At 73.3% G+C, this 25163-nt stretch carries 22 protein-coding genes; 12 read left to right on the top strand and 10 right to left on the bottom strand.

From position 1 onward, the window contains the following. The first annotated feature begins 218 nt into the window (after nucleotides 1–218). Together AC5WAM_RS03315 and AC5WAM_RS03320 are read left to right on the top strand one after the other, a co-directional pair. Entirely contained in the window at nucleotides 219–1886 is a 1668-nt protein-coding gene (locus AC5WAM_RS03315; protein ID WP_495521487.1) for a hypothetical protein, read from the top strand. 106 nt (nucleotides 1887–1992) lie between these two features. Next, nucleotides 1993–4407, top strand: coding sequence for a penicillin acylase family protein (locus AC5WAM_RS03320; protein ID WP_495521488.1), 2415 nt, complete (start codon nucleotides 1993–1995; stop codon nucleotides 4405–4407). A 220-nt stretch (nucleotides 4408–4627) separates the two neighbouring features. Here AC5WAM_RS03320 and AC5WAM_RS03325 read toward each other — a convergent pair whose 3' ends face one another. Continuing rightward, the gene (locus AC5WAM_RS03325; RefSeq protein ID WP_366789894.1) at nucleotides 4628–5398 is read right to left on the bottom strand and encodes a phosphotransferase; all 771 of its coding nucleotides are present in this window, start codon (nucleotides 5396–5398) and stop codon (nucleotides 4628–4630) included. Nucleotides 5399–5717: 319 nt separating this feature from the next. Here AC5WAM_RS03325 and AC5WAM_RS03330 point away from each other — a divergent pair, with 319 nt between their 5' ends. Further along, nucleotides 5718–7169, top strand: a complete 1452-nt coding sequence (locus AC5WAM_RS03330) for an amidase (RefSeq protein WP_495521489.1) — start codon at nucleotides 5718–5720, stop codon at nucleotides 7167–7169. A 75-nt stretch (nucleotides 7170–7244) separates the two neighbouring features. On the opposite strand, the gene AC5WAM_RS03335 is transcribed toward AC5WAM_RS03330, so the two are convergent. The 3 genes from AC5WAM_RS03335 to AC5WAM_RS03345 form a co-directional block, all read right to left on the bottom strand. Beyond that, nucleotides 7245–8159 (bottom strand): hypothetical protein, encoded by a 915-nt coding sequence (locus AC5WAM_RS03335; RefSeq protein WP_495521490.1) that lies wholly within the window; start codon nucleotides 8157–8159, stop codon nucleotides 7245–7247. A 63-nt stretch (nucleotides 8160–8222) separates the two neighbouring features. After that, nucleotides 8223–8648, bottom strand: coding sequence for a peptidase inhibitor family I36 protein (locus AC5WAM_RS03340; RefSeq protein ID WP_495521491.1), 426 nt, complete (start codon nucleotides 8646–8648; stop codon nucleotides 8223–8225). A gap of 163 nt (nucleotides 8649–8811) precedes the next feature. Beyond that, nucleotides 8812–10599: a LuxR C-terminal-related transcriptional regulator gene (locus tag AC5WAM_RS03345; protein WP_495521492.1), complete on the bottom strand. Its 1788-nt coding sequence runs from the start codon at nucleotides 10597–10599 to the stop codon at nucleotides 8812–8814. A gap of 390 nt (nucleotides 10600–10989) precedes the next feature. Here AC5WAM_RS03345 and AC5WAM_RS03350 point away from each other — a divergent pair, with 390 nt between their 5' ends. After that, nucleotides 10990–11784, top strand: a complete 795-nt coding sequence (locus tag AC5WAM_RS03350; RefSeq protein WP_495521493.1) for a helix-turn-helix domain-containing protein — start codon at nucleotides 10990–10992, stop codon at nucleotides 11782–11784. 363 nt (nucleotides 11785–12147) lie between these two features. Continuing rightward, on the top strand, nucleotides 12148–13158 hold the full coding sequence (locus AC5WAM_RS03355; RefSeq protein ID WP_495521494.1) for an aldo/keto reductase: 1011 nt from the start codon (nucleotides 12148–12150) through the stop codon (nucleotides 13156–13158). A 73-nt stretch (nucleotides 13159–13231) separates the two neighbouring features. Here AC5WAM_RS03355 and AC5WAM_RS03360 read toward each other — a convergent pair whose 3' ends face one another. Continuing rightward, nucleotides 13232–13807 (bottom strand): GNAT family N-acetyltransferase, encoded by a 576-nt coding sequence (locus AC5WAM_RS03360; protein ID WP_495521495.1) that lies wholly within the window; start codon nucleotides 13805–13807, stop codon nucleotides 13232–13234. A 139-nt stretch (nucleotides 13808–13946) separates the two neighbouring features. On the opposite strand from AC5WAM_RS03360, the gene AC5WAM_RS03365 reads away from it, so the two are divergent. Together AC5WAM_RS03365 and AC5WAM_RS03370 are read left to right on the top strand one after the other, a co-directional pair. Continuing rightward, on the top strand, nucleotides 13947–14639 hold the full coding sequence (locus tag AC5WAM_RS03365; RefSeq protein WP_366789886.1) for a 4a-hydroxytetrahydrobiopterin dehydratase family protein: 693 nt from the start codon (nucleotides 13947–13949) through the stop codon (nucleotides 14637–14639). Between the two features lie 74 nt (nucleotides 14640–14713). Further along, nucleotides 14714–15436 carry an N-acyl homoserine lactonase family protein gene (locus AC5WAM_RS03370; protein ID WP_495521496.1) on the top strand — a complete coding sequence of 241 codons (723 nt, stop codon included), beginning with the start codon at nucleotides 14714–14716 and terminating at the stop codon, nucleotides 15434–15436. A gap of 22 nt (nucleotides 15437–15458) precedes the next feature. On the opposite strand, the gene AC5WAM_RS03375 is transcribed toward AC5WAM_RS03370, so the two are convergent. Continuing rightward, nucleotides 15459–17015 (bottom strand): acyl-CoA synthetase, encoded by a 1557-nt coding sequence (locus AC5WAM_RS03375; protein WP_495521497.1) that lies wholly within the window; start codon nucleotides 17013–17015, stop codon nucleotides 15459–15461. Nucleotides 17016–17130: 115 nt separating this feature from the next. Next, nucleotides 17131–18234: an NAD(P)H-dependent flavin oxidoreductase gene (locus AC5WAM_RS03380; protein ID WP_366789883.1), complete on the bottom strand. Its 1104-nt coding sequence runs from the start codon at nucleotides 18232–18234 to the stop codon at nucleotides 17131–17133. A 197-nt stretch (nucleotides 18235–18431) separates the two neighbouring features. Between AC5WAM_RS03380 and AC5WAM_RS03385 the strand changes: the two genes are divergently transcribed. Further along, nucleotides 18432–19664, top strand: a complete 1233-nt coding sequence (locus AC5WAM_RS03385; RefSeq protein WP_495521498.1) for an FAD-dependent oxidoreductase — start codon at nucleotides 18432–18434, stop codon at nucleotides 19662–19664. A gap of 73 nt (nucleotides 19665–19737) precedes the next feature. Here the strand turns inward: AC5WAM_RS03385 and AC5WAM_RS03390 are convergent, their stop codons facing one another. Beyond that, a complete protein-coding gene (locus tag AC5WAM_RS03390; protein WP_495521499.1) occupies nucleotides 19738–20871 on the bottom strand; it encodes a YihY/virulence factor BrkB family protein in 1134 nt (377 codons plus the stop codon). A gap of 136 nt (nucleotides 20872–21007) precedes the next feature. Between AC5WAM_RS03390 and AC5WAM_RS03395 the strand changes: the two genes are divergently transcribed. The 4 genes from AC5WAM_RS03395 (at nucleotide 21008) to AC5WAM_RS03410 (ending at nucleotide 23083) form a co-directional block, all read left to right on the top strand. Then, complete coding sequence (locus tag AC5WAM_RS03395; RefSeq protein WP_495521500.1) at nucleotides 21008–21640, top strand: hypothetical protein; 633 nt, start codon at nucleotides 21008–21010, stop codon at nucleotides 21638–21640. A 2-nt stretch (nucleotides 21641–21642) separates the two neighbouring features. Then, nucleotides 21643–22071, top strand: a complete 429-nt coding sequence (locus AC5WAM_RS03400; RefSeq protein ID WP_366789879.1) for a phage holin family protein — start codon at nucleotides 21643–21645, stop codon at nucleotides 22069–22071. After that, nucleotides 22047–22583 (top strand): DUF3618 domain-containing protein, encoded by a 537-nt coding sequence (locus AC5WAM_RS03405; RefSeq protein WP_366789878.1) that lies wholly within the window; start codon nucleotides 22047–22049, stop codon nucleotides 22581–22583. The genes AC5WAM_RS03400 and AC5WAM_RS03405 overlap by 25 nt, the downstream gene beginning before the upstream one ends. Nucleotides 22584–22714: 131 nt before the next feature. Next, nucleotides 22715–23083 carry a YbjQ family protein gene (locus AC5WAM_RS03410; RefSeq protein WP_242728073.1) on the top strand — a complete coding sequence of 123 codons (369 nt, stop codon included), beginning with the start codon at nucleotides 22715–22717 and terminating at the stop codon, nucleotides 23081–23083. Nucleotides 23084–23292: 209 nt separating this feature from the next. Here AC5WAM_RS03410 and AC5WAM_RS03415 read toward each other — a convergent pair whose 3' ends face one another. Continuing rightward, on the bottom strand, nucleotides 23293–23766 hold the full coding sequence (locus AC5WAM_RS03415; protein ID WP_495521501.1) for a hypothetical protein: 474 nt from the start codon (nucleotides 23764–23766) through the stop codon (nucleotides 23293–23295). 91 nt (nucleotides 23767–23857) lie between these two features. Beyond that, complete coding sequence (locus AC5WAM_RS03420) at nucleotides 23858–25102, bottom strand: MFS transporter (RefSeq protein WP_495521502.1); 1245 nt, start codon at nucleotides 25100–25102, stop codon at nucleotides 23858–23860. Between the last annotated feature and the right edge of the window lie 61 nt (nucleotides 25103–25163).

Here is a 25163-nt window from a genome sequence, read left to right on the forward strand (position 1 = left end):
CAGTAGGACTCAAGGGGCTCCTGGGGCTCGCACGACATCTTCGGGAGGAGATTTCCCGCAGGTCAACGCGGAAGCGACCGGTAATCGGCTCCCCTCGCGACAACGACGTGATCACGCAGTCGACCCGCCCATGACGTGCCGAGACGACCGGCGAGTTCCGGCCAGTAATGCGCCTGTAACAGGCGTGACCGTGGGCCCCGTTGGAGAAACTGCACCTCATGAGCGCGTCAGCACACACGGACGACAGGGGGAGCGGGGCCCGCGAGGACGACGGCGCGAGCGGTGCGGGCGCCGGGCCGCTGCATCTGTATCTGCTCGGCGGCTTCCGCGCCGAACGGCCCCACGGCGTGCCGCCCGCCGCGCGCTGGCCGCGTCCCGGCGCCCGCACCCTGGTGAAGCTCCTGGCCCTCGCGCCAGGTCACCAGCTGCACCGCGAGCACGTCATGGCCGACTGCTGGCCGCACGCCGAGCTGGGCGCCGCGCTGCGGAACCTGCGCGTCGCCCTGCACGCCGCCCGCCACGCCCTGGAGCCCGAGCTCAGGCCCCGGGCCGCTTCCTCCTATCTCACCACCGACGGGGCGCTGCTGCGCCTGGTGCCGGGGGCGGTGGTCATCGACGCGGACCACGTCGAGGCCCTGGCCGAAAACGCCTTGTCGCACGGTGGTGTGCCCGAGCTGACCGCCGCGTTCGAGGCGTTCACCGGCGAGCTGCTCCCCGAGGACCGCTACGCCGCCTGGGCCGACGCCCGGCGCGTACGCCTGGCCGACCTGCGCGCCACGACGGGCCTCGCCCTCGCCGAGCGTCACCTCCACGAGGGCGATCCGGTGCGCGCGGCGGCGGCCGCCCGGCGCGTCCTCGACCGGGCCCCCGCCGACGAGCGGGCCCGCCGGGTCCTCAGGGACGCCGCCCGGCACCGGGGCGCACGCCGGGAGCGCGCGGCACCGCGCGAGCACATCGACCTCGAAGCCGCGCGCGTCCGCCTCGACTGGGCACTCACCCTTGACCGTTCGGGCCGCTACGACGAGGCCATCGGCGTCCTGCGGCAGGCCCTGGCCGCGTACGCGCTGCGCGGCCACGCCGACGCCTGCGCCCTCGCCGCCGCCCGCCTCGCGGAGGTGCTCGCCCGCCGCCACCGCCCGGCCGAGGCGCACGCGACCCTGCGCGCCCACGCGCCGGGCCCGGAGGCTCCGGCCGAGGTCAGGGCCGCGCATCACATGGCGCGGTCCCTGGTCCTCTTCTACGAAGGCGCGTACGAGGCGGGGCTCGACGCGGCGCGCACCGCCCAGGCCGCGCTGGGCGGTCCCCCGCCGACGGCGACCGCGAGCCGCACGCCGCCCCCTCCCCCGTCCGCCCGGTCCGCGCTCCTGGCCCGCTCCCTCGCCCAGCAGGCCGCCTGCAACGGCCTGCTCGGCCGCTTCGACCAGGCGGCCGCCCCGGCCGAGCAGGCCCTCGACGCCGCCGAGGCGTCCGGCGACCCGGCCCTGCTCGCCACCGTGCTCTCCGTCCTGCGGGAGAACGCGCGCCGTGCGGGCGACCTCCGCCAGGCCCTGCGTCACGGCCGCCGCGCCCTCGCCCTGGCCGAGCAGGCGGGCCGCCCCACGGCCACCGCGTTCGAGCGCGCGAACCTCGCCGAACTCCAGCTGTCCCTGGGCGATTCGGTCGAGGCGGAGCGCCTCGCGCGGGCCGCCGTCGAGCTGGCCGAGCCCTTCGGCGGCACCGTCCTCGCCTTCGCCCTCACCGCACTGGCCCGCGTCCGGACCGCCGCCGACCCGGCCGGGGCGGCCGCCCTGCTCGACCGCGCCGAGCACCGCGCCCGCGAGGGCGGCCACCGCCAGGCCCTCGACGAGGTGCGCGCCGCCCGCGCGGAGTGGGCCGCGCGGCACTGACGGAGCCGCATGCTCCACGGGACGCCCGGCGTAGGCCCTCCAGACACGTTACGTACCGGTTGGTACGCTCCAACGGCCACTGCTCTCACCGTAGTCGGGAGGCACGATGCGCATGCGCACCAGACCCGTCGTGGCGTGGGGAACGGCCCTGCTGACCGCCTCTGCCCTGCTGACCGCCACGGCGACGGCCGCGCCGGGCGGCAGCGAGCGGCCGTCGGGCGGCGGCCTCTCCGCCACCATCCGCTACACCGAGTACGGCGTCCCGCACGTCCTCGCCAAGGACTACGCGGACCTCGGCTTCGGCACCGGCTGGGCCCAGGCCGCCGATCAGGTGTGCGTGCTCGCCCAGAGCTTCACCACCGTACGCGGCGAGCGTTCGCGCCACTTCGGGCCGGACGGCGACCCGGGCGGCGGCCTGTCATCGGCGACGACGAACCTCACGAGCGACCTGTACTTCCGGGGCGTACGGCAGGCGGGCACGGTCGAGAAGCTCCTCAAGCAGCCCGCGCCGCGCGGCCCCAGCCACGCCGCCAAGGAGCTGATGCGCGGCCTGGCCGCGGGCTACAACGCGTGGCTGCGGCAGAACCGCGTCACGGACCCGGCGTGCGCGAAGGCCGACTGGGTGCGTCCGGCTTCGGCCCTGGACGTGGCCCGCCTCGGCCACGCGGTGTCGACGCTCGGCGGTCGGGGCCGGGTCGTCGACGGCATCACCGGGGCGAACCCGCCGGGCCCCGGCGCGACACGCCGCTCCCCCGACCCGCGCGGAACCGCCGAGGCGGCGCGGCGGCTGCTCGCGCCCGGCGCCGAGGGCGCCGACATGGGCTCCAACGCCGTGGCCTTCAGCGGCAGGACCACGGCGGGCGGCCGCGGCCTGCTCCTCGGCAACCCCCACTACCCCTGGCAGGGCAGCCGCCGCTTCCTGCAGCTCCAGCAGACCATCCCGGGCGAGCTGAACGTCTCGGGCGGGGCGCTGCTCGGCACCCCCGTCGTCAACATCGGCTTCAACAGCCACGTGGCGTGGAGCCACACCGTGGCGACCGGCGTCCCGTTCACCGTGCACGAGCTGACGCTCGACCCGGCCGATCCGACCGCGTACCTCGTCGACGGCCAGCGGGAGCGGATGACGCGCCGGACGGTCACCGTGCCCGTGCGGGACGGCGCTCCGGTCACCCGCACCCAGTGGTGGACCCGCTACGGGCCGGTCGTCACCTCGCTCGGCTCCCAGCTGCCCCTGCCGTGGACGGCCAGGACCGCGTACGCGCTCAACGACCCCAACGCCGCGCAGCTGCGCGCCGGTGACGCCAACCTGCGCTTCGGCAAGGCCCGTTCGGTGGGGGGCGTGCTGCGTGCGCTGCGCGACACCCAGGGGCTCCCCTGGGTCAACACCGTCGCCGCTGACCGCGCCGGTCACTCGCTGCTGACCCAGTCGCAGATCCTGCCGCGCGTCACCGACGACCTCGCCGCGCGCTGCTCGACCCCGCTCGGCAAGCTGACGTATCCGGTGGCGGGCGTGGCCGTCCTGGACGGCTCCCGGCGCGACTGCGCGCTCGGCTCGGACGAGGACGCCCTCCAGCCCGGCACGTTCGGGCCGTCGCGCATGCCCACACTCAAGGACGCCCCGTACGCCGAGAACTCCAACGACAGCGCCTGGCTGTCCAACGCCGACCAGCCCCTCACCGGCTACGAGCGGATCTTCGGCACCATCGGCACCGAGCGGACGATGCGCACGCGCGGCGCCGTCGAGGACGTCGCCGCGCTGGCCCGCCGGGGCGGCCTGACGGTCGCGGACCTCCAGCGACAGCAGTTCACGAACCGCGCGCCCGCCGGTGACCTGGCCGCCGCCGACGCCGCGCGCGCCTGCGCGGCCCTGCCCTCGGGGTCGGCGACGGGCAGCGACGGCAGGGCCGCCGACGTGAGCGCGGCCTGTGACGTGCTCAAGGCCTGGGACCGCACGATGAACACCGGGTCGCGGGGCGCGCTGCTCTTCGACCGGTTCTGGCGCGCCCTGCTCACGAAGGTGCCGGGCGCCCAGCTGTGGAAGGTGCCCTTCAGCGCGAGCGACCCCGTCCGCACCCCCCGTTCCCTCAACACCGACGCGCCCGGTTTCGCCACCGCGCTCGCCGACGCTGTGGCGGAGCTGCGGGCCGCGGGCATCCCGCTGGACGCACGCCTCGGTGACCACCAGTTCGTCGTACGCAACGGAAAGCGCCTGCCGATCCACGGCGGCACGGAATCCCTCGGCGTCTGGAACAAGATCGAGGGCCGCTGGAATCCGACGACCGGCGGCTACCCGGAGGTCGGCAGCGGCTCCAGCCACATCCAGGCCGTCGGCTGGGACGCCTCCCCCTGCCCCCGGGCACGCACGCTCCTGACCTACTCCCAGTCGTCGAACCCCCGCTCGCCGCACTACAGCGATCAGACGCGCCTGTACTCCGACGAGCGCTGGGTGGCGTCCCGCTTCTGCGAGCGGGACATCCGCAAGGCACCCGGGCTGAAGGTGGTGAGGGCGCGCGAGCGCTGAGGCCCGGGAGGCAAGCACCGGGGCGGGTGACCTCGCCAAGCCGCCTTCGGAGCCCGCCCGGGAGGGCGTCGCGAGGGCCGTCCTGGCGGACGGGGAGGTCGCCTGCTTCCGGCGGAGGATCGCGTGGCCTCTGGCGATGAAGCAGGCGGGTGGGGCGTGATCTGGGCTCGGAGGCCACTGGGCGAAGGTGTCCGGGGCCCCGGTGCGGGTGGTCGCGGCGTCATCGATCGTCGAAGGCGGCCCGCAGAACGTCGCGGTGGGTCCGCACATAGCGGATGTCCGCCTCGTACAGGTCGGTGTGGCCTGCCGCGATGTGTTGCTGGAACGCCTCGTTGCCCTGCGCGGCCTGTTCGCGCATGAGGTCCACGAGTGCCTGCAGCCGTTCGGGGACGGCGTCGACGACCTCGGCGCCCACGCCCGGGCCGTAGGCCCGGCAGAAGGCGGCGACCCGGCGCGCCTGCTGCTGCGGCGTGCCGAAGCTCTCGGGGTTGTCCGGGGCCTGGAGCGGCGCGAACCGGTAGACGGCGTAGGCGACGTCCCAGACGCGTGGTCCGGGGTGCGCCGCGTCGAAGTCGATGAATCCGACCGCCACGCCGTCCTTCACCACGCAGTTGTACTGGGCGGCGTCACCGTGGCACATGACCTCCGCCGGCTGTCGGGGCGGGAACAACCAGCGGTCGTCGGGACGTGGCCGGAAGGTGACGGTGGCGTCGTGGAGGCGGCGCAGCAATTCGGCCGCAGAGGTGAGGAGTTCGGGCGTACGCAACTGCGACGTGAGCCTGTTGTGCACCTCGCCGTCGAGGAAGGTGAGCACTTCGTTGCCCTCGGCGTCGAAGCCCCGCGGCTCCGGTGCGCCGTGGAATCCCCGGTCATGCAGGTGGTCCAGCAAGCGGTGGATCGCCGGTGCCGCCGGGGACGCCGGTCGGTGGACGACGTCGCCGTGGCGGTGCACGACGTTCACCCCGCCGTGGAATTCCTGCCGCTCCGTCATTCCCGCCTCGCTCTCCACGTTCGTGCCTCGCCTTCCGACATCCGGGACCGGGCCCCGACCGACCGTACACGGGGGCGATCACGCGTCCGCCGTTCCGGTGGGTCCGGCCCGTGCCCTCCCGGCGTGGAGGGTGGCTACTGCGGCCCGTCCCCTCCGCTTCGCGAGGGCATGGCATGCACCGGCGCCACACCGGCGACCGTGGTGGACGAGCCGATTCCGGCAGTGGACGACCGCGCGTGGCCGTGACGATTCAGCCATTCAAAACCATTGCGGGGAAAAGCATTTTATGGCCTCTCGGCAGGGTCGTTACGGTCGATTCATGGAGTGGAAATTCTCTACGGCCGAAGAAACCATGGCTGCCCTGCGCGCCCGTGAAGTGACGTCGGTGGAACTCACCGACGAGGTGATCGCCCGTATCGAGCGGGACGACGAGGCCATCAACGCGATCTGCGTGCCGGACTTCGACCGTGCGCGGGCCGCCGCGCGCGACGCCGACCAGGCGCGTGCCCGCGGCGAGGACCGGCCGCTGCTCGGCCTTCCGGTGACGGTCAAGGAGTCGTACAACATGGTCGGGCTGCCGACGACGTGGGGCATCCCGCAGTTCCGGGACTACCTTCCCGCCGAGGACGCGGTGCAGGTGTCGCGCCTCAAGGCCGCGGGCGCGGTGCTGCTCGGCAAGACCAATGTGCCCTTGGGGCTGCAGGACATCCAGAGCTTCAACGAGATCTACGGTACGACCAACAATCCATGGGATCACAGCCGTACGTCGGGCGGCTCCTCCGGCGGTTCGGCGGCGGCCCTGGCGGTCGGGTTCGGAACGCTGTCCATCGGCTCGGACCTCGCCGGTTCGTTGCGCACGCCCGCACATTTCTGCGGCGTCTACGCGCACAAGCCGACGCTGGGTCTCACGGCGCACCGCGGCATGGTGCCGCCGCCCGCACCGGCGCTGCCGACCGAGAGCGAACTGGCGGTCGTCGGGCCGATGGCGCGCACCGCCCGCGACCTCACGCTCCTGCTCGACGTCATGGCCGGACCCGATCCGCTGACGCTCGGCGTGGCGCACGAGGTGACGCTGCCGCCCGCGCGCCACGAGCGGCTCGGCGACTTCCGGGTCCTGGTCCTCGACCAGCATCCGTTCATTCCGACCGGGTCCGCCGTGCGGGCGGGCGTGCAGCGCGTGGCCGACGCGCTCGTCGACGCGGGCGCCCGCGTCGAACGGCACAGTCCGCTGCTGCCCGACCTGGCCGAAGCCGCCACGGTCTACATGCAGTTGCTGGTCTCGGGCTCGGTGGCGCGCTTTCCCATCGAGGCCTACGAGACGCTCCAGGCCCAGGCCGCGGAGCTGAGCGCGGACGACACGAGTCTCGACGCGGTGCGGCTGCGTGCCATGGTGTTCACCCATCGCGACTGGATGGCGGCGAACAGCCGTCGCGAGCTCCACCGCCACCAATGGCGCCGGTTCTTCGCCGAGTTCGACGCCGTGGTGTGTCCGATCACGCCCACTCCCGCGTTCCCGCACGATCACCATCCCGACCCGCTGCGACGCCTCATCTCCGTCGACGGCGTCGAGTACCCGTACTTCGACCAGCTCGTCTGGGCCGGCCTCGCCACCATGCCCGGCCTCCCCGCCACCGCCGTACCCACGGGCCGGTCCCCCGAAGGGCTGCCGGTGGGGGTACAGCTCATCGGCCCGATGTACGAGGACCGCACTCCCCTGAGGCTGGCCGAACTCCTTGAGCGGGAGATCGGGGGGTTCCAGGCACCGGCGTAGGGGGACCCTGCCCCACTCGGCCGCGCCCTGCGTACCCATGTCCGTCAAGGGCCGGGCGAGCCGCGGTGGCAGTCGTCACCTCGGAGTTGCCCTGCCCGTGACGCGCGCCGCTTCGGCGAGCTGGGCTCGGTTGTTCCGCCTCAGCTTCTCCAGCGTGCTCCGATTCTCTGCGACCAGGTCCTTCTGGTAGCGCGATTCCACCGCGAACCACACACCGATCAGGTTGGTCTGCTTCTTGCAGGTGATATCGGCGTTCGCCGTCTCGATCTGCCGTGTGGTGACCTTCTTGGTGAAGCGAGGGTCTCCCGGCGGGTCGAGTGGGGTGGCGTAGTCGTAACCCCTCCTTTTCATGCACTGCGCCCACTCGGTGAACACCGCGCGTACCCGGGAGTCCTTCTGTGAGCGTGTGAAGCTTTCCGCGGAGAGGTTCTGCGCTGTCTGCGTCTCGCTTTCGGAGAGGGGCGGGGCGCCGGACGACAGTCCGCGCGCCGCCTCACCCACGCACCCCTTCTCGGGAATGGGCTTGCCCTTCCACGACCGCTGTCCCTTTCCCAGGAGTACGGAAGTCTCCGCCGGGTCATCGCTCGTGGGAGCCGGTTTCGAGGCCGGTGCCTTCCGACGCGGTGGCGGCTTCGGCTGATAGCCGTACTTCGCGGCTGTCGCCCTGTCGGTCGTCCCATAGCGCCGCTCGTTGCCGTCCGGGGGTTCGGGCTGGGGCGGCGGGTCGGGCATGCGGAACGCGAAGCCGAAGCGGTGCATGCACCGGGCGACCAGGGTGCTCTGCGCCGCGGCGAGCCGGTCGAGCTCGTCCGAGGACAGTTGGTACGTGTCGAGGGGAAGCTTCAGGGAGGCGGCTGCCAGCGCGGTAGGCGTCGACTTCACCTCGGGCTCAGCGCCGGAGGCGGCACCGGAATCGCTGCTGCAGCCGGTTGCCGCGGACAAGGCGATCAGGAGCAGTGCCGCGGCGGTTCGCTTCGCGGTGAGCTGCATGGGGTCTCCGTTCGGTGGAACCGGCCCTCCGCCCGGCGTGCCGGGCGGAGGGCCGGAGCGGCATCAGCGGAGCAGGCCCGGAGCCGGGGCCACGCCCTCCGGACCCCGCGAGAAGTAGTGCGATTCGAGGTTGGCGAAGTACGGTCGCGCAAACGTCCCGGACGTTGCGGGAGCCGCGACCCCGCGAGTACCCGTGAAATTGGGTCCGGTGAATGCTTGCACATACATGGTCAAGTTCCTGTTGTCGGCGGACAGCGCCCTGTTGGCCACGGACCGGAACTGGCCGACGCCGCCGGTGAGGAACTGCTCGTTGCTGTAGTTGGTGTCCCCGCCGCTGTAGTCGTACAGCGACCCACCCAGGTTCACGGAGGCATACAGGCACCATTCACGGACCTGACACACGCCGTCGCCGCCCGCCGCGTCGGCCGGAGCGGAAAGTCCGATGACGGCTGCTGCGGAGGCGATGGCGGTCGCCGCCGCGGCCTTCACTGATGTGGGGATCCTCATGTCTTTTCCCTCTCTCCCGGATTCCTTCGACTGGTGGTTCAGGGGCCTTTTCACAAGACCCTTGGCAGCGCCTTTCCTCGGGGAAAATCGAAGACACAGGGAAGGCTATGCCGGGTGAGTTCGAAATGTCTTGAGTAATCAATACTCAAGTCCGTCCCGGGTGTTGGCCGATGAGCACCGCGAGTGCGGCGCGGCCGGAGACGCCGAGTCTGGCGTACACACGACCCAAGTGGTTGTCGACGGTCCGCACCGACAGCGAAAGGCGCTCGGCGATGGCCTTGCTGGGCAGACCGGAAGCCGCGAGGAGCGCGATCTCGTGCTCCCGCCGGGAGAGCGCGGACACGCCGAGGCCCCGCGGCGCTGTCAGCAGGGGCGTGCTGGCGCCTTCGCACCGGTCGAGCAGCACGGTCATGCGCGTCCGCGCCGCCACCGCCGCCGCCTGGTTTCCCGCCGTCAGGTGGGCGCGTACGGCTGCGGCCGCCGTCTCGGCGGCGTGCAGCGCGAGGCCGTGGTCGTCGAGCGCGGCGACCGTGGCGTCGAGGGCGGAGCCGTCCAGGGCGACCAGCGCGTCCGCCGCCCTGGTGAGAGCCGGTACCAGCGGTCCGTGCACGGCTTCGGCGAGGTCGGCGAGCCGGGGCGCGGCGATGGCGGGTGCGCCCAGGCGGGCGACGTCGTAGAGCGCGATGGCCTCGGCGTCGTACTGCTTGGTGTCTTCGGCCAGATCGGCCGCCCACCGGGCCTGCCGGGCGGCGCGCTCCAGGTTCCCGCCGGCCGCGATGACCCAGGCGCGGTCGAGTTCGATCCAGGGGTCGACCAGCCGCCGGACCTCCCCCTGCGGGCCGTCCGTGCGCAGGGCGTCGGCGCGCCGCATCCACCGCCCTGCCCCCGCGGCATCACCGGCGAGGGCCGCGGCTCCGCCCAGATCGGCGAGCAGCCACCGGGCGAGCTGGTCGGCTCCGCGTCCGTGCAGCGCGGCCACCGCTTCCCGCAGCACCGCCTGGGCGGTGGCCACCTGCCCCTGGGCCTTGGCGATCGCGCCCCGGCATCCGGCCCAGCCGATGGCCACCTCCCTGATGCCCTGGTCGACGGCGCCGCTGTAGCCCGCTTCCGCGAGGTTCCTCGCCTCGTGCAACCGTCCGGCGAGTACCAGGCCCAGACAGTGCGTCCAGCCGAACACGGCCTCGTCCCACAGCATGGAGGCGGGTTGTCCGAAGCCCGCCGTGCGGTCGGCGGCCCGGTCCCACAGCCACACCCCCTCCCGGCGCACCAGCGCACCGCCTTCGTACGCCTCCACCAGGAGGTCCCTCAGCAACCGGGGCCTGCCCGCCGCCGTCCGGACCATCGCAAGGCGGGTCACCCCTTCCACTTGAGGTCCCAGGGAGCGCGTCAGCAGTTCGTCCATCGCTCCTGGTGCCAGCGGTTCGACGCGTATCCGGTGGGCCAGCGCGTCCTTCCACAGCGCGGTCACCGCATCCGGTGTGGGCTCTCCCGCCCGTACCGTCGCCACCACGGACACCAGCCCGCGCAAGGCGAGTTGATGGATCACCCACGCCGACTGCTCGTCCAGCAGATGGGCGTCGTCGACACCCACCACGAGCGGCGGCCGGTGCCGGGCGACACGCCGCACCGCGCGGTGCAGCACGGCCATCGGATCGGTGCCGGGCGGCTCGTCGCCCGCGACCAGCGGCAGCAGGGCGCCGAACGGGATGGTCGCGCACGTGCGGGTGGCGGCCAGCCAACAGGTGTCCAGGCCCGCCCGCCGGGCACGGGTCAGGACCGCTCGCGCCAGCCGGGTCCTGCCCACTCCGGCCTCGCCCGCCAGCACCACCCCGCCGTCGGCGTTTCCCCCTGAACCGGCGGCCGTGCTCGTGCCGATCGCGGCCCCGATCGCGACCAGTTCCCGTGCCCGGCCGACCAGAGGCCAGTCGGACATCATCGGACCGTTCCCCGTCATTGGTTCCTCCCCCCAAGAGCGCCACGAAGGCGCCCCTCACAGACAACACACAGGCATTCGGACCGCGAGGGGGGCCGGATTGGAGCGGGAGAGCGAGCCGGTGACCCCGCCGTGAGCGAGTGGATCGAGGCCGGGCCGGTACGGCATGCCAGGTCGCCGCTGACTCTCCTCAGAAGTGGCGCCCTGACCTGGAAGGGCGTGGCCGCCCCGCTGACGGGGAGGAGGGCGGACCCGGCCCGAGGGGGGCGGGTGGGTGTGACAGGGCCACCTTCTTCGTGTCACCTGCCCCTGCGTTGGTGGCCATGCACACGAAACGGCTCAGTGAGTTCCTGCGGGCCCGGCGCGCTGGTGCGTCCCGAAGACCGTGAGATGCCCGCGGGGACGCGCCGTACTCCCGGGTTGCGGCCCGAGGAGGTCGCGGTTCTCGCCGGGGTGAGCACCGACTACTACGTGCGGTTGGAGCAGGGGCGTGAACGCAACCCCTCGCCCCAGGTCCTGCGGGCCCTGGCGGCAGCCCTGCTGTTGAAGGACGAGGAGGCCGCCCATCTGCGCGCGCTGGTCGACCCGCCGCACCCGCGGCGCCCCGGGCCTGCCCGGGAGCACGCGGGCCCGCACCTGGTGGCCCTGCTGGACACGTGGACGGACACACCGGCTCTGGTCTACGGCCGGTACCTCGACCTGCCGGCCGTCAACACCCTCGGCGAGGCGCTCTTCCCGTGGCTGGGCAGCGACTCCAGCCTGATCACGGCCATGTTCCTCAACCCTGCCGCCCGGGACTTCTACCGCGACTGGGCCGTCGTCGCGCAGGGGTGCGTGGCCGCGCTGCGAGCCGCCAACCCTGCTCCGGACGATCGGCGACTACAGGAGCTGGTGGGCGAACTGTGCGTCCGCAGCCCCGACTTCGCGCGCATGTGGGCGCGCCACGAGGTGCGGGCGAAGACGGCCTCGACGAAACGCTTCCACCATCCGCCGGTAGGCGACCTCACCCTGGGCTTCGAGACCTTCTCCGTCAACAGCGCGCCCGGCCAGCACCTCGTCGTCCACCGAACCGAACCGGGCAGCGCCGCCGACCAGTCACTGGCCCTGCTCGGCAGCCTCACCCTCACCGACTCACCCGCCCTCCCGAGCTCCCGAGCTCCCGACCGGAGGGCACACTCCTCATGACCACTCCTGACGCGCCGGTCTGGTTCATCACCGGCTGCTCCTCCGGCCTGGGCCGGGCCCTGCCCACCGCCGTGCTGGAGCGCGGCTGGCGGGCAGCCGTCACCACCCCTCAAGGCCGCGGGCCCGTTCCGCGGGCGGCTGACCCAAAGGTGTTCAGTAGCGCCTCGCGCCCCGTGGCAGAGATCGGCACTCCTTGCATTAGCCCGCGCCTGCAACTATTGTCTACGCATGTAAGGCGCGTCCGCATCTAAATGTGGCGCTCACACCACCCGGTGGTCCATCCCTTCCCCAGCGCCCCCGGTTCCGTCGACGGAACCGCCGTCGCACCCATGGACGTCCACCCTCACCTGCGAAGGCACCCTCATGTCACTCAGCGACATCCTGCCCGGGCGACTCGGCTTCGGCACTGCTCCGCTCGGCAACATGTTCCGCGCGATTCCCGACGACGAGGCCCGCGCCACGGTCGAAGCGGCCTGGGACCAGGGCATCCGCTTCTACGACACCGCCCCCTTCTACGGCGCCGGGCTGGCCGAGACGCGGCTGGGCGAGGTCCTCTCCGCCAAGCCCCGCGACTCCTACGTCCTGTCCAGCAAGGTCGGCCGGGTCATCCTCGACGAGCACGAGACCGCTGCCCCCGACTTCGGCGAGAAGGGCGGCCTGTTCGAGCACGGCAACCCCAACAAGATCGTCCACGAGTGGACCGCCGACGCCACCGAGCGCTCCATCGAGGACAGCCTCAAGCGCCTGGGCACCGACCGCCTCGACATCGTCTGGGTCCACGACATCGCCCAGGACTTCCACGGCGACCGGTGGCTGAGCAAGTTCGAACAAGCCCGCACCGGCGCCTTCCGCGTCCTGTCGCGCCTGCGCGAGGAGGGCGTCATCAAGGCCTGGGGCCTGGGCGTCAACAAGACCGAACCCATCGAGCTGACCCTCTCCCTGGACGAGCCCCGCCCTGACGGCTTCCTGCTGGCCGGGCGCTACACCCTGCTCGACCACGACCACGCACTCGGACGCCTGCTGCCCATGGCCCAGGAGCAGGGCGTCGACATGGTCGTCGGCGGCCCCTACAGCTCCGGCATCCTCGCCGGTGGCACCCACTTCGAGTACCAGCAGGCCCCGCCGGAGATCATCGAGCGCGTCGGCCGGCTCAAGGCCCTCACTCAGCGCCACGGCGTGAGCATCAAGGCCGCCGCCCTGCAGTTCTCCCTGGCCCACCCCGCCACCGCGGCCGTCATCCCCGGCGCCACCCGCCCCAGCCGCATCGCCGAGGACACCGCCGCGCTGGCCGAGGACATCCCCGCCGCGTTCTGGACCGACCTGCGCGCCGACGGCCTGGTCAGCGCCGCCGCCCCGCTCCCCCACAACGCCTGACCCGCACGGGAACAGCCGACGGCCGCGCCGGACACACTGCCGACGCGGCCGTCCTGTGAGCCGTGCAGGGACCCTAGCGGCGAGCGGTCCGGGCCTCCTGCCACTCCTCCCGCGTGAGCGCGTACTCGACGGAGCTCAGGTCGGTCCCCGGCGGGAACCAACTGGCGTCCGCGTCGAAGTCGCGCACGTGGCGCAGCCCGACAGCGGTCATCGTCGCCCGGGAGGCCGCGTTGCCCGCCGAGGTCATGGCGCAGACCCGGTCGAGGCCGAGGTCCTCGAAGGCGTGCCGGATCAGCTCGGCCGACCCCTCGCTGCCCAGGCCCTGCCGCCAGTAGCGCCGCAGCAGCCGGTAACCGAGCTCGGCCTGACCTGCCGCGGGCTCCTCGTCGATGTCTCCCGGCGGGCGCAGGATCCAGTAGCCGACGAAGTCCCCCTGGACGAACCCGGCCCAGTACCCCAGGCCCTCGGCCCGCTTCGCGTCCGCGAGGGCCGCCCGGTGCGCCTTCTCCACGACCTGTTCACGGCTGCGCACCCCGCCCAGGTAGCGCATCACCTCAGGATCGGAGTCGAGCTCGATCTGATGCTCGACGTGCTCATCCGACAGCGGGACCAACTCGACCCGTTCAGTACGCAAGATCACCTGGGACATGGCGCCCAGTATCTCCCACCGCCGGACGCGATCACATGGGCGGTCCGGCTGCCGCCGCACGCCGGGCCGACGACCGTGTGGGGCGCTTGCCGGAGGAACCGGCGGGCGGGGCCGAGGGCGGGGCTGCGAGGATGCGGTCATGGAGCGGATATTGAGTCGGCAGGAAGCCTCGGAGTCGGTCCGGGACCACGGGTGGCGCTACGTGCTGGGCGCCTTGCACACGTCGGTTCCGGTGGAGTCGCTGGCTCAAGCCATCAGCTTGGCAGCGGACGCCGTCGCGGTGTGCGGCGACGACGCCGATCGCCATCTGCGGGTCGACGCCCGCCCCGACCTGGCCGTCTTCACCTTGCAGTCGCTGGAACACGCGGCGGTCACCACCCGGGATGTCGAGCTCGCGCGTCGGATCTCCGCCACCGCCGCCACGTCCGGGTTCCTGGCGGGGCCCGGACTCGGAGCGGAGGCACCGCGGTCCGTCCAGGTGGTGGAGATCGGCGTCGACGCCCTGGACGTCTCCGGGATCCGGCCGTTCTGGAAGGCGGTCCTTGGCTATGCCGACGAGGCGGGCGCCGAGGGACCGGAGGATCCGCTCGTCGACCCGCTCAGGCAGGGTCCTGCCATCTGGTTCCAGCACATGGACCGCGCGCGTCCGCAGCGCAATCGCCTCCACCTCGACATCAGCGTTCCGCATGACGAGGCACCCCGGCGCGTCGAAGCCGCGCTGGCAGCCGGGGGCCGACTCGTGTCCGCGACCCGCGCCCCCGCCTTCTGGGTGCTCGCCGACCTGGAGGGGAACGAAGCCTGCGTCACCACCTGGCAGGGCCGAGACGGCTGACCACGCGTGGGCGAAGGCTCTGCCGACAGCAGACGCGCGGCGCGTCCGCACCTCCCTCCGGGCAGGATCACCGTATGCCGATCACTCCAGCGATCCACCGACTCGACCTCGGGTACCTCGTCCGGCCCGCGTCCGAAGCGGGCGGGGCGGAGCCGCGGGTGGAGCCCGTGCTCGCCTATCTCGTACGGCACGAGCGGGGCCTTCTGCTCTTCGACACCGGCATCGGCGATGCGGGGCCCGAGACCGAGGCCCACTACCGGCCGCGGCGGCGTCCGCTGCGGGAGGCCCTGGGGGCCGCCGGGGCCTCCCTCGACGACATCGCGCTCGTCGTGAACTGCCATCTGCACTTCGACCACTGCGGCGGCAATCCCCTCCTGGCGGGCAGGCCCGTGCTCGTGCAGGAGGCGGAGCTGGCCGCCGCGCGCCGGGGCGGTTACACCGCCGAGCACCTCGTCGACTTCCCCGGCGTGCGCTATCAGGAGCTGTCCGGCGAGACGGAGGTCTGGCCCGGTGTGTGGATCGTGCCGACGCCCGGGCACACGGACGGGCACCAGTCGCTGGTCGTGCAACGTACGGACGGCGCAGTGGTCCTCGCGGGCCAGGCCAGGGACTTCGCCTCGCAGTTCGCGGGCGACCACCTCGCCCGGCGGGCCGCGCGGGACGGCGCCGCTGCGCCCCTGCCCGCGTACCCGCAGTGGCTGGAGCGGCTCGCCGCGTTTGCGCCGCGGCGGGTCCGCTTCGCCCACGACGCCTCGGTGTGGGAGTCCGCGCCGGACTCCTCCCAAGAGCCGTGGTAGCCGTCGCGGGCGGGCCGCGGCCTCAGAGCGCCTTGTCCCGGCCCTCCCAGTACGGCTCCCTGAGGCGCCGCTTGTAGAGCTTGCCGTTCGGGTCGCGGGGCATCGCCGCGACGAAATCGACGCTCTTCGGGCGTTTGTAGCCCGCCAGGTGCCGCTCGCAGTGGCCCAGGATGTCCGCGGCGAGCGCGTCGTCCGCCGTGTGCCCGGGCGCGGGCTCGACCACGGCCTTCACCTCCTCGCCCCAGTCGTCGTGCGGGATGCCGAACGCGGCGGCGTCCGCGACCGCGGGGTGGGTGAGCAGGGCGGACTCGATCTCGGCGGGGTAGATGTTGACACCCCCCGAGATGATCATGTCGATCTTGCGGTCGCGGAGGTAGAGGTAGCCGTCCTCGTCCAGATGGCCGAGGTCGCCGACGGTGAAGAAGTCGCCGATGCGGTTCTTGCGCGTCTTCGCCTCGTCCTTGTGGTACGAGAATCCGCCGGTGGTCATCTTCATGTAGACGGTGCCGAGTTCACCGGGCGGCACCCGGTCGTCGTCGTCGTCGAAGACCGCGAGCTCGCTGATCGGCCACGCCTTGCCGACCGTGCCGGGCTTCTTCAGCCAGTCGCGGGCGGTCGCGAACGCGCCGCCGCCCTCGCTGGCCGCGTAGTACTCCTCGACGCACTCCCCCCACCAGTCGATCATCGCCCGCTTCACGTGCTCGGGGCAGGGCGCGGCCCCGTGGATGGCGTGCCGCATCGACGACACGTCGTACGCGGCCCTCGTCGCCTCGGGCAGCGCGAGCAGGCGGTGGAACTGGGTCGGGACCATGTGCGTGTGCGTGCACCGGTGGCGGTCGATGAGGCGCAGCATCTCCTCGGGCGTCCAGCGGTCCATGAGGACCAGGGGGTGGCCGATGTGCAGGGCTGCGGCCGCGAACTGGAGGACGGCGGTGTGGTACAGCGGGGAGCACACCAGGTGCACGTTGCCGTCGAAGGGCTTGATGCCGAAGATGCCGAGGAAGCCGCCGAGGTGGGCCTCCTCGGGGGGCTTGCCGGGCAGGGGGCGGCGGATGCCGCGCGGCCGTCCCGTCGTGCCCGAGGTGTAGTTCATGACCCAGCCGAGCGTCCGGTCCCGCGGGGGCGATGCGGGCCTCCCGGCGAGGAGTTCGGCGTACGGGCGGAAGCCGGGGGCGTCGCCGACGGCGTGGCGGCGGGCGGCCGGGAGCCCGGCCTCGTCGGCGGCGGCCGTCGCCGCGTCGGCGAACCGTTCGTGGGCGATGAGCACCTTGGCGCCGGAGTCGGCGACGATCCAGGCGATCTCCGGGGCGACCAGGTGGTGGTTGACGGGGACGAGGTAGAGGCCCGCCTGCACGGCGGCGAGGTAGGCGGTGAGGAACTCGACGCCGTTCGGCAGCACCACGGCGAACGCGTCACCGCGCTTCAGGCCCGCCGCGCGCAGCCCGTGCGCGAGCTGGTTGGCGGCGGCGTGCAGTCGGCCCGCCGTCCAGGACGTCCCGTCGGGCGCGGTCAGCACGGTCCGGTCCGGGTCGGCGGTCGCCTGGGCCCAGAAGCCGTTGGGCGGGGCGCTGTTGGTCATCGGGCTGCCTCCTCGGGCGGGGTCGGGCCGGGCGGTCGGGCCCGTGGACGGTACGGCGGGGCCCGTGGGCCGTGCGGCCGGGCCCGGGTCGGACGCGGGGTCGCCCGAGCACGGGTCAGGCGCGCCCCGCGATGCGGTTGAGCCGGGTGACGGCCCTCTCGAAGCCGCCGGTCAGGTCGTCGAAGACGGCCTGGACGCTGCGCTCGGCCGTCATCCGGCCGACGATCTGCCCCACGGGCGTGCCGAGCAGCGGTTCCACCTCGTACTTCTGGATCCGCGAGACGGCCTCGGCGACGAGCAGCCCCTGGAGCGGCATGGGCAGCGTGCCGGGTCCCGCCGGGTCGTCCCAGGCGTCGGTCCACGCGGTACGCAGCTGGCGCGCGGGTTTGCCGGTGAGCGCGCGGGAGCGGACGGTGTCGCCGGAGCCCGCGGCGAGCAGCTTGCGCGTGAGGGCCGGGGAGTGCAGGTCCGCCTCGGTCGTGGTGAGCCAGACCGAGCCGAGCCACACCCCCTGTGCGCCGAGGGCGAGGGCGGCGGCGACCTGTTCGCCGCTGCCGATGCCGCCCGCGGCGAGCACGGGCAACGGCGCGACGGCCGCGGTGACTTCGGGCGTGAGGACCATGGACGCGATCTCGCCGGTGTGGCCGCCCGCCTCGTAGCCCTGGGCGACCACGATGTCGAGGCCCGCTTCGGCGTGCTTGCGCGCGTGCCGGGCGCTGCCCGCGAGCGCGGCGACGAGCACGCCCCGCCCGTGGGCGCGTGCGACGACGTCCGCGGGCGGTGAACCGAGCGCGTTGGCGAGGAGTCTGATCGGGTAGTCGAAGGCGACGTCGAGCTGGCCGCGGGCGACCTGTTCCATCCAGCCGGTGATGCGCCAGCCCGCCGCCTCGCCCTCGGCGAGCTCGGGTACGCCGTGCCGGGCCAGGGTGTCCTTGACGAACTGCCGGTGGCTTTCGGGGATCATCGCCTCGACGTCGGCCTCGCTGACGCCCTCGACCTTCTGTGCGGGCATCACCACGTCGAGGCCGTAGGGGCGGCCGTCGACGTGGTCCTGCATCCAGTCGAGGTCGCGCGCGAGGTCGTCGGGCGCGGTGTAGCGCACCGCGCCGAGCACGCCGAAGCCTCCGGCCCTGCTGATGGCCGCGGCCACCGCGGGGAACGGCGTGAAGCCGAAGACGGCGTGCTCGACTCCCAGTCGCTTGCTCAGCTCCGTCTGCATGGGCGCAGGATGCCGCAGGCGTCCGGACGACGGAAGAGATTTTCTGATGCGACGTCAGATTTCCCGGGGCATCCCTTCGTCCGACCCCCCGCACCCCTCGACTAACCGACCGGTCAGATGTCTGACCGATCGGTTAGAGTGCTGCGCGGGCGGCGCCCCGCGACACGAGGCGCCCTACGAGGGGAGAGGTGTCGGACATGGAACGCGAGCGCACGACGTGCTGTGTGGTGGGCGGCGGACCCGCGGGCATGATGCTCGGCCTGCTGCTGGCCAGGGCCGGAGTCGAGGTGACCGTCCTGGAGAAGCACGGGGACTTCCTGCGCGACTTCCGCGGGGACACCGTGCACCCCTCCACCCTGCGGCTGCTCGACGAACTGGGCCTCGGTGAACCCTTCGCCAAGCTGCCCGCACGCAAGCTCCAGGAGATGCGGATGCACATCGACGGCACGACGGTCGTCGCGGGCAGCCTGCGCCGCATCCCCGGCCGCCACAAGTACATCGCGATGGTGCCGCAGTGGGACTTCCTCGATCTGCTCGCGGGCGCGGCCGCCGAGGAGCCGGGCTTCGCCCTGCGGATGCGCACGACGGTCACTGGCCTGACCACGGACCGCACGGGCCGGGTCACCGGCGTGACGTACGCCGACGAGCACGGCACCCGGGGCGAACTGGCCGCGGACCTCACCGTCGCCTGCGACGGAAGGGACTCACGGGTGCGCCGGGAGGCCGGGCTCGCGCCCGACTACTTCGACGTGCCCATCGACGTGTGGCAGGTGCGCGTGCCCGCGCCGCGCGACCCGGTCAAGGACGGCCGCGTGTTCCTCAGCGTCCGCGACGGCCAGGTCGCCGCCACCATGGACCGGGGCGACTACTACCAGACCTCCTACCTCATCGAGAAGGGCGCCGACGCGCGGCTGCGGGCCCACGGCATCGAGTGGTTCCGGGACCGGCTCGGCGACCTGCTCGACTGGGACCGCGAGGCGCTGCGCGGGATCGGGTCCTGGGACGACGTGAAGCTCCTGGAGGTCACCATGGGCCGACTGCGCCGCTGGTACCGCGACGGCCTGCTGTGCATCGGGGACGCGGCGCACATCATGTCCCCGGTCGGCGGCGTCGGCGTCAACCTCGCGGTGCAGGACGCGGTGGCGGCGGCCCGCGTCCTCGCGGCCCCGCTGCGGCGGGGCGACGTCGGCGTGCGCGACCTGGAACGGGTGCAGAAGCGGCGCTGGCTGCCCATGGCGGTGACCCAGGCGTCGCAGCGCGGCGAGCACGAGACGCTGCTGCGGCCCGCCCTGGCCGGAACGCTCAGCGGCGACCGGCTTCCGCTGCCGCTCAAGCTGCTCCAGAAGGTGCCGCCGCTGCGGACGGTCGCCGGATACCTGGGCGGGGTGGGGGTGCGGCCGGAGCACGCGCCGGGTTTCGCCCGCCGGTGACCGGCCGCCCGCGCCCTCGGTGACCGCCGCCTCCACCCGTCCCGTCACGGACCGGGTCCTTCTCGAACCGCCCTCACCCGCCCACTCGTTCGCCGCCGCTCCCGTCCGCCCGTTCGCCGCCGCTCCCGCGCAGCCGCTTCCGCAGCTCGCGCGGCCACTTCCGGGTGTCACGCGGCTCCACGTACGGCTCCTGCGCCTCCGGCATGCCACCGCTGATGGCGCGCTGCCGGGCGAGTTCGGCGTCGAACTCCAGGCCGAGGAGGACGGCCAGGTTCGTCAGCCACAGCCAGACGAGGAAGACGATGACACCGGCGAGCGTGCCGTACGTCTTGTTGTACGAGCCGAAGTTGGCCGCGTACACGGCGAACCCGGCGGAGGCGACCAGCCACAGGACGACGGCCACGGCGCTGCCGGGGCTGATCCAGCGGAAGCCGGAGGTGCGGGCGTTGGGTGCGCGCCAGAACAGCAGGGCGATCATCAGGACGACCAGGACGAAGAGGAGCGGCCACTTCGCGATGGACCACGCGGTGACCGCCACGTCGCCCGCCCCGATGGCGTCACCGGCGCGCTCGGCGAGCGGGCCCGTGAACACCACGATCACCGCGCTGACGGCCAGCAGCACCATCAGGGCCAGGGTCAGCCCGAGCCGCAGCGGGGTCAGCTTCCACACGGGGCGGCCCTCGGCCACGTCGTAGACGGCGTTGGCCGCGCGGATGAAGGCGGCTACGTAGCCGGACGCGGACCAGACCGCGGCCGCGAGCCCGGCAATCGCCACCACACCGCTGACCCCGCCCCGGTCCTGCAACTGCCGTACGGCGTCCGTCAGCAGGTCGCGCACCGGCCCCGGCGCGAGGTCGTCCAGGTTGTCCAGGACGGTGCGCGTGGCCGACTCGCCGATCACCCCTAGGACGGAGACCAGGACCAGGAGCGCCGGGAACAGGGACAGCACGCTGTAGTACGTCAGGGCGGCGGCGCGGTCGGGCAGGTCGTCGTTCAGGAACTCCTTCACCGTGCGGCGCGACACGGCCCACCAGGAACGGGCGGGCAACTCGCCCGGCTCGTCCGGTGCGGCCCGCTCGACCTCGGGGCCGGGGCCGGGGTCCGGGTCCTGTCGCTGTCGTGCGTCATCGGCCTCGGGGCCCCGCTGCTGTCGTGCGTCATCGGCCTCGGTGTCCCGCTGGTGCCTGCGCTCATCGCCGTCTGTCATACGGGCACGGGTGACCCCATCGGGCCCGCGCCAATCCGGAGTGCGGCCTCGCGTGTCGCGCACGGACGGTGTTCCGATCAGCACCCCGGGTACCCGGCGCGGCGTCCGACATCAAGGCACTGCAGAGGGAGCAACCATGGACCGGATGCACGACCCCGGCCGCGAAGGCCGGTCGACCGGACAGGACGTCGCGGGCGCCGCCCGCGAGGGCGCGGCCGAGGTGGTCCACGAGTCCGTCGCCCAGGGCCGGGACCTGTACGAACGGCTGCGGGAACAGGCCGCGGACGAGGCCGGCGCGCAGGTGCGACGCCTCGCGGCCGGCCTTCGTCACCTGTCGACGGACCTGTGGCACATGGGCGAGAACGCCAAGCCCGACTCCCCCGCGGCACCGCTCGTGCGGCAGCTCGCGGAGAGCGGCCACCGCATCGCCGACCGCATGGAGCACCGCCGCGCCGACGAACTCCTGGACGACGCGCGGAACTTCGCGCGCCGCCGCCCCGGGATGTTCCTGGCGGGCGCGGCGCTCGCCGGGCTCGCCGCGTCCCGGCTCGGCCGAGGCGTCGGCGCGGCGGAGCCGCGCGCCGAGGAGCGTCCCGCCGACGAGGGGGCGGCGCGCGAAGCGCCCGAGTCCGTCGCCGCGTACGCGCCCGAGCCCGCCCTGGCCCCCGGCGAGGGGCCCCCGCCCATGCCGCGCCTGGGCGCCTCCGGCACCCCGGTGACGCCGGAGCCCCCGGCCACGCCGCCGCCCACGACCGGCCGGGGGTGGTGACCGTGTCCGCCCCGCACACCGACCGGCCACCGGCCACCCGGCAGGACCCCGCCCCGGACGCGTCCATCGGTGACCTCGTTGGCGAGATCACCAACGACCTGACACACCTCGTACGCACCGAAGTCGACCTGGCCAAGACGGAGCTGAAGGAACAGGGCGGGCAGGCGGGGCAGGCAGCGGGCCTGTACGGGGGCTCCGGATACGCCACCGGCCTCGCCCTCGCGCTCGCCAGCCTCGCGGCGGTCTTCGGCCTCGACCACGTCATGGACCGCGCGTGGGCGGCGTTGATCGTCGCCGCGGTGTGGGCGGTGGTCGGCGCGGTCCTGTACGTCACCGGGCGCAAGCGGATGCGCGCGGTGCAGCTCACGCCCGAGCGCTCGATCGACTCGTTGAAGGAGGACGCCAAATGGGCGCGACACCCGACCGGCTGAGGCAGGAGGCCGAGGAGACCCGGTCCCACCTGTCCGACAGTGTGGACCGACTCGCCGAGCGGCTCAGCCCGCCCCGTGTGGCGCGCCGCCGCGCGCGTGCGGTGCGCTCGCGCGCCGAGGACGTCAGGGACCGGGTCATGGGCACCGCCCGGGCCACCACCGCGCAGGTCGGCGACGCCACCGGGCAGGTGCGGGAGCAGGCCGGGCAGACACCCGAGCGGATGCGCGCCCGGACCCAGGGCAGCCCGCTGGCGGCCGGGATGGTCGCCTTTGGCGCGGGCCTGCTCGTCGGCGCGCTCTTCCCGCCGACCGCCGCCGAGACCCGCGTCGGCCAGCGGGTCCGCGACCACTCCGAGGAGCTCGTCGCCCCGGTGAAGGACGCCGCCCGGGGGGCGGCCCGCGAGACCGGGGCCGAGCTGCGCGAACCGGCCCGCGAGGCCGTGTCGTCGGTCAAGGACACGGCTCAGGAGGCGGCACGCTCCACGGCCCGCCGGGCCCGCACGCCGGAGTGACCGCGGGCGCACCGCCCCGGCCCGAGCCGGGCCGGGGCGGTCCTCGCTACCTCTCGCGGAGCGTCCACGCCGGTGCCCACTGGCACGACGCCGTGGAGCAGGCCATGCTGGCGTCGAGGAGGTGCACTCGCATGGGCATCGAGGATTTCGGCGGCGGCCAGGCCGCGCAGTCCGACGTCTTGGTCGTGACCACCAATGACGTTCCGGGGCATCAGGTGCAGCAGGTCATCGGTGAGGTCTTCGGCCTGACGGTGCGCTCGCGGCACCTCGGCTCGCAGATCGGCGCGGGCCTGAAGTCCCTGGTCGGCGGCGAACTGAAGGGGCTGACCAAAACCCTGGTCGAGACGCGGAACCAGGCCATGGAACGGCTGGTGGAGCAGGCCAGGTCACGGGGCGCCAACGCGGTGCTCATGATGCGCTTCGACGTGACGGAGGCGGCGGACGTGGGCACCGAGGTGTGCGCGTACGGAACCGCCGTGGTCCTCGCCCCCAAGGGATAGCCGCGGCGAAGGCCGACTCGTCGCCCGCGTCTTCACCCGTGGTGACGAAGGGCTGAAGGCGGCCCCGGGAGCCCTCGCGAAGGTCGCCGTGGAGTGCCGCCGCCTAGCTGGATCCCAGTGGCGCTACCCATGCACCCGTAAGGCGCGGATTTCTCCTCGGCCGCCGTCGCGGAGGGGCCCGGGCCGTTCCGCTGCTCCCGCGCCCCGCCTCAGGCCGCGAGGGCTTCGGCGAGGGCGTCGCGGTGCCCGGGAATGTGCTGGGCCGCCCGCAGCTCGACGAGGGTGCGCCGGCTGAGGACCGCGTCGCTGACGTGCTCGCCGTTCCGGTCGTGCGTCCGCAGGGTGAGCTGGGCCCGGGCGTCGTCGGGGGTGAACGACTCCAGCACGGAGCGCAGTTCCGCCCAGGTGCGGCGCACGGTGTCGACGCGCTGGGCGTGTGTGGTCGTGTCGATGATCGCCGCGATGCGGCCGGGATCCATCGAGCGCTGGTTGTCGACGGTGGCGGCGCGCCCCCCGATCTGTTCGCCCGCCGCGGTGGCGATGATCCGGTCGGCCAGAGCGATGTGGCACAGCCGCCGATCCACGTCGGCACGCGTCTCGGCCCCCAGAGGCGTGGAGCCGCCGATGGCTTCGGCCCGGGTGAGCAGGCCCTCGTACGCGGAAGCGAGTGCGGTGACATCCATGAGTGTGGTCCGCTGTTCTGTAGAAGGTGATGGCGGGGTGGGGTCTGTAGAAGGTGATGGCGGGGCGGGGCTCGGCCGGGCCGAGCGCGGCTCACGCGGGGCGGCGGTGCTTGCGGGACAGCAGGAGCGTGTCGAGCAGGCACAGCGCGGCCACGGCGGCGGCGAAGAGCTGGACGGCCGTCAGCAGGCCGGTGCCGGTCGCGAGAAGGCCGACGCCGATGACGGGGACGCCGACCCCGAGGTAGACGATGACGTAGTAGCTGGAGAGGACGTCGGCGTATCTGCTCTTCGGCGCCAGGCGGTTGATCTCCGTGATGCCGCCCAGGAAGGTCAGCCCCTGCCCGACGCCGCCGATGACGGTGGCGACGAGGAGGAGGGCGAGGGAGGCGACCCCTCCGGCCACGGCGAGCAGCACCAGAGCGACGGCCAGCAGGAGCAGGCCCGCGATCTGGATCACGAGCGCCTGCCGCCCCGACGCGGCGAGCTGGGCGGCCACGGAGCAGGCGAGCATCAGCGTGACCGCTCCCCCGGCCAGGGCCAGGTTGCCGCTCCCGGACAGCTTCGTCACATAGGTCGGCACCAGGCTCAGGAACAGCCCGACCACGGAGAAGGCGAGGAAGCTGGCCGTGCCGCTGGAGACGAACACACCGCGCATCGGGGCCGGGACGGACGGGCGGCGCGGGCGCCACGGCGTGGCCGGCCGCGAGGTCGGGAGGGTGGCCATGGCGATGCCCGCGGGCACCAGCAGGACGATCTCCACGGCGAAGGGCAGTACGCGGGGTGCCGGAGCGTACTCGGCGAGCAGGCCGGCGAGCAGCGGCCCCGCCCCCAGGCCGCCGACGGAGGCCACGGTCGACACGAGGGCGGCGCGGCGCCGGTCGCCGTGGGGCTCCAGTTCGTTCAGCGCGGCGGTGAGCGCGCCGGACGCCGCCCCCACGGCCAGGCCCTGGAGCAGCCGGGCGGCGAAGAGCCAGCCGACCCCGTCGGCGAGCGCGAACACCAGGGAGCCGAGCGCGGCGAGGACCACGGCGGGCAGCAGCACCTTGCGGCGCCCGACGGAGTCGGACAGCGGCCCGGCGATCAGCAGGGAGGGGATGAGCGAGGCCACGTACACCGCGAAGATGAGCGTCACCATCAGCGGCGAGAAGCCGAACTCCCGCTGGTATCCGCGGTACAGCGGGGTCGGCAGGTTGGTGCCGGTCAGTAAGAGGAGCAGGGTGTAGGCGGTCGCCCAGAAGCGGACCGGGCTGCCGCCGGTGGCCCGGGTGCCCCCGGCGGCCCGTGGGTCGGTGGGGGTCCGGGCGTCGGCAGGGGCAGTCAGTCGTTCCGTCGTCATGTCGTCCTCGGATGTCTCACGTGTGGATAGCGGAGCGGTGGGCCCACCGTCATGACCGACG

It is taken from the genome of Streptomyces sp. JLYT201 (genome assembly GCF_059448825.1).

Coding starts and splice junctions, on each gene's coding strand:
- AC5WAM_RS03415 (WP_495521501.1), bottom strand. CDS start 23,766: ATGGATGTCACCGCACTCGCTTCCGCGTACGAGGGCCTGCTCACCCGG.
- AC5WAM_RS03375 (WP_495521497.1), bottom strand. CDS start 17,015: ATGACCAACAGCGCCCCGCCCAACGGCTTCTGGGCCCAGGCGACCGCC.
- AC5WAM_RS03360 (WP_495521495.1), bottom strand. CDS start 13,807: ATGTCCCAGGTGATCTTGCGTACTGAACGGGTCGAGTTGGTCCCGCTG.
- AC5WAM_RS03325 (WP_366789894.1), bottom strand. CDS start 5,398: ATGACGGAGCGGCAGGAATTCCACGGCGGGGTGAACGTCGTGCACCGC.
- AC5WAM_RS03315 (WP_495521487.1), top strand. CDS start 219: ATGAGCGCGTCAGCACACACGGACGACAGGGGGAGCGGGGCCCGCGAG.
- AC5WAM_RS03420 (WP_495521502.1), bottom strand. CDS start 25,102: ATGACGACGGAACGACTGACTGCCCCTGCCGACGCCCGGACCCCCACC.
- AC5WAM_RS03335 (WP_495521490.1), bottom strand. CDS start 8,159: ATGCAGCTCACCGCGAAGCGAACCGCCGCGGCACTGCTCCTGATCGCC.
- AC5WAM_RS03345 (WP_495521492.1), bottom strand. CDS start 10,599: ATGTCCGACTGGCCTCTGGTCGGCCGGGCACGGGAACTGGTCGCGATC.
- AC5WAM_RS03365 (WP_366789886.1), top strand. CDS start 13,947: ATGGAGCGGATATTGAGTCGGCAGGAAGCCTCGGAGTCGGTCCGGGAC.
- AC5WAM_RS03370 (WP_495521496.1), top strand. CDS start 14,714: ATGCCGATCACTCCAGCGATCCACCGACTCGACCTCGGGTACCTCGTC.
- AC5WAM_RS03390 (WP_495521499.1), bottom strand. CDS start 20,871: ATGACAGACGGCGATGAGCGCAGGCACCAGCGGGACACCGAGGCCGAT.
- AC5WAM_RS03320 (WP_495521488.1), top strand. CDS start 1,993: ATGCGCATGCGCACCAGACCCGTCGTGGCGTGGGGAACGGCCCTGCTG.
- AC5WAM_RS03380 (WP_366789883.1), bottom strand. CDS start 18,234: ATGCAGACGGAGCTGAGCAAGCGACTGGGAGTCGAGCACGCCGTCTTC.
- AC5WAM_RS03395 (WP_495521500.1), top strand. CDS start 21,008: ATGGACCGGATGCACGACCCCGGCCGCGAAGGCCGGTCGACCGGACAG.
- AC5WAM_RS03330 (WP_495521489.1), top strand. CDS start 5,718: ATGGAGTGGAAATTCTCTACGGCCGAAGAAACCATGGCTGCCCTGCGC.
- AC5WAM_RS03405 (WP_366789878.1), top strand. CDS start 22,047: ATGGGCGCGACACCCGACCGGCTGAGGCAGGAGGCCGAGGAGACCCGG.
- AC5WAM_RS03355 (WP_495521494.1), top strand. CDS start 12,148: ATGTCACTCAGCGACATCCTGCCCGGGCGACTCGGCTTCGGCACTGCT.
- AC5WAM_RS03410 (WP_242728073.1), top strand. CDS start 22,715: ATGGGCATCGAGGATTTCGGCGGCGGCCAGGCCGCGCAGTCCGACGTC.
- AC5WAM_RS03350 (WP_495521493.1), top strand. CDS start 10,990: ATGCCCGCGGGGACGCGCCGTACTCCCGGGTTGCGGCCCGAGGAGGTC.
- AC5WAM_RS03385 (WP_495521498.1), top strand. CDS start 18,432: ATGGAACGCGAGCGCACGACGTGCTGTGTGGTGGGCGGCGGACCCGCG.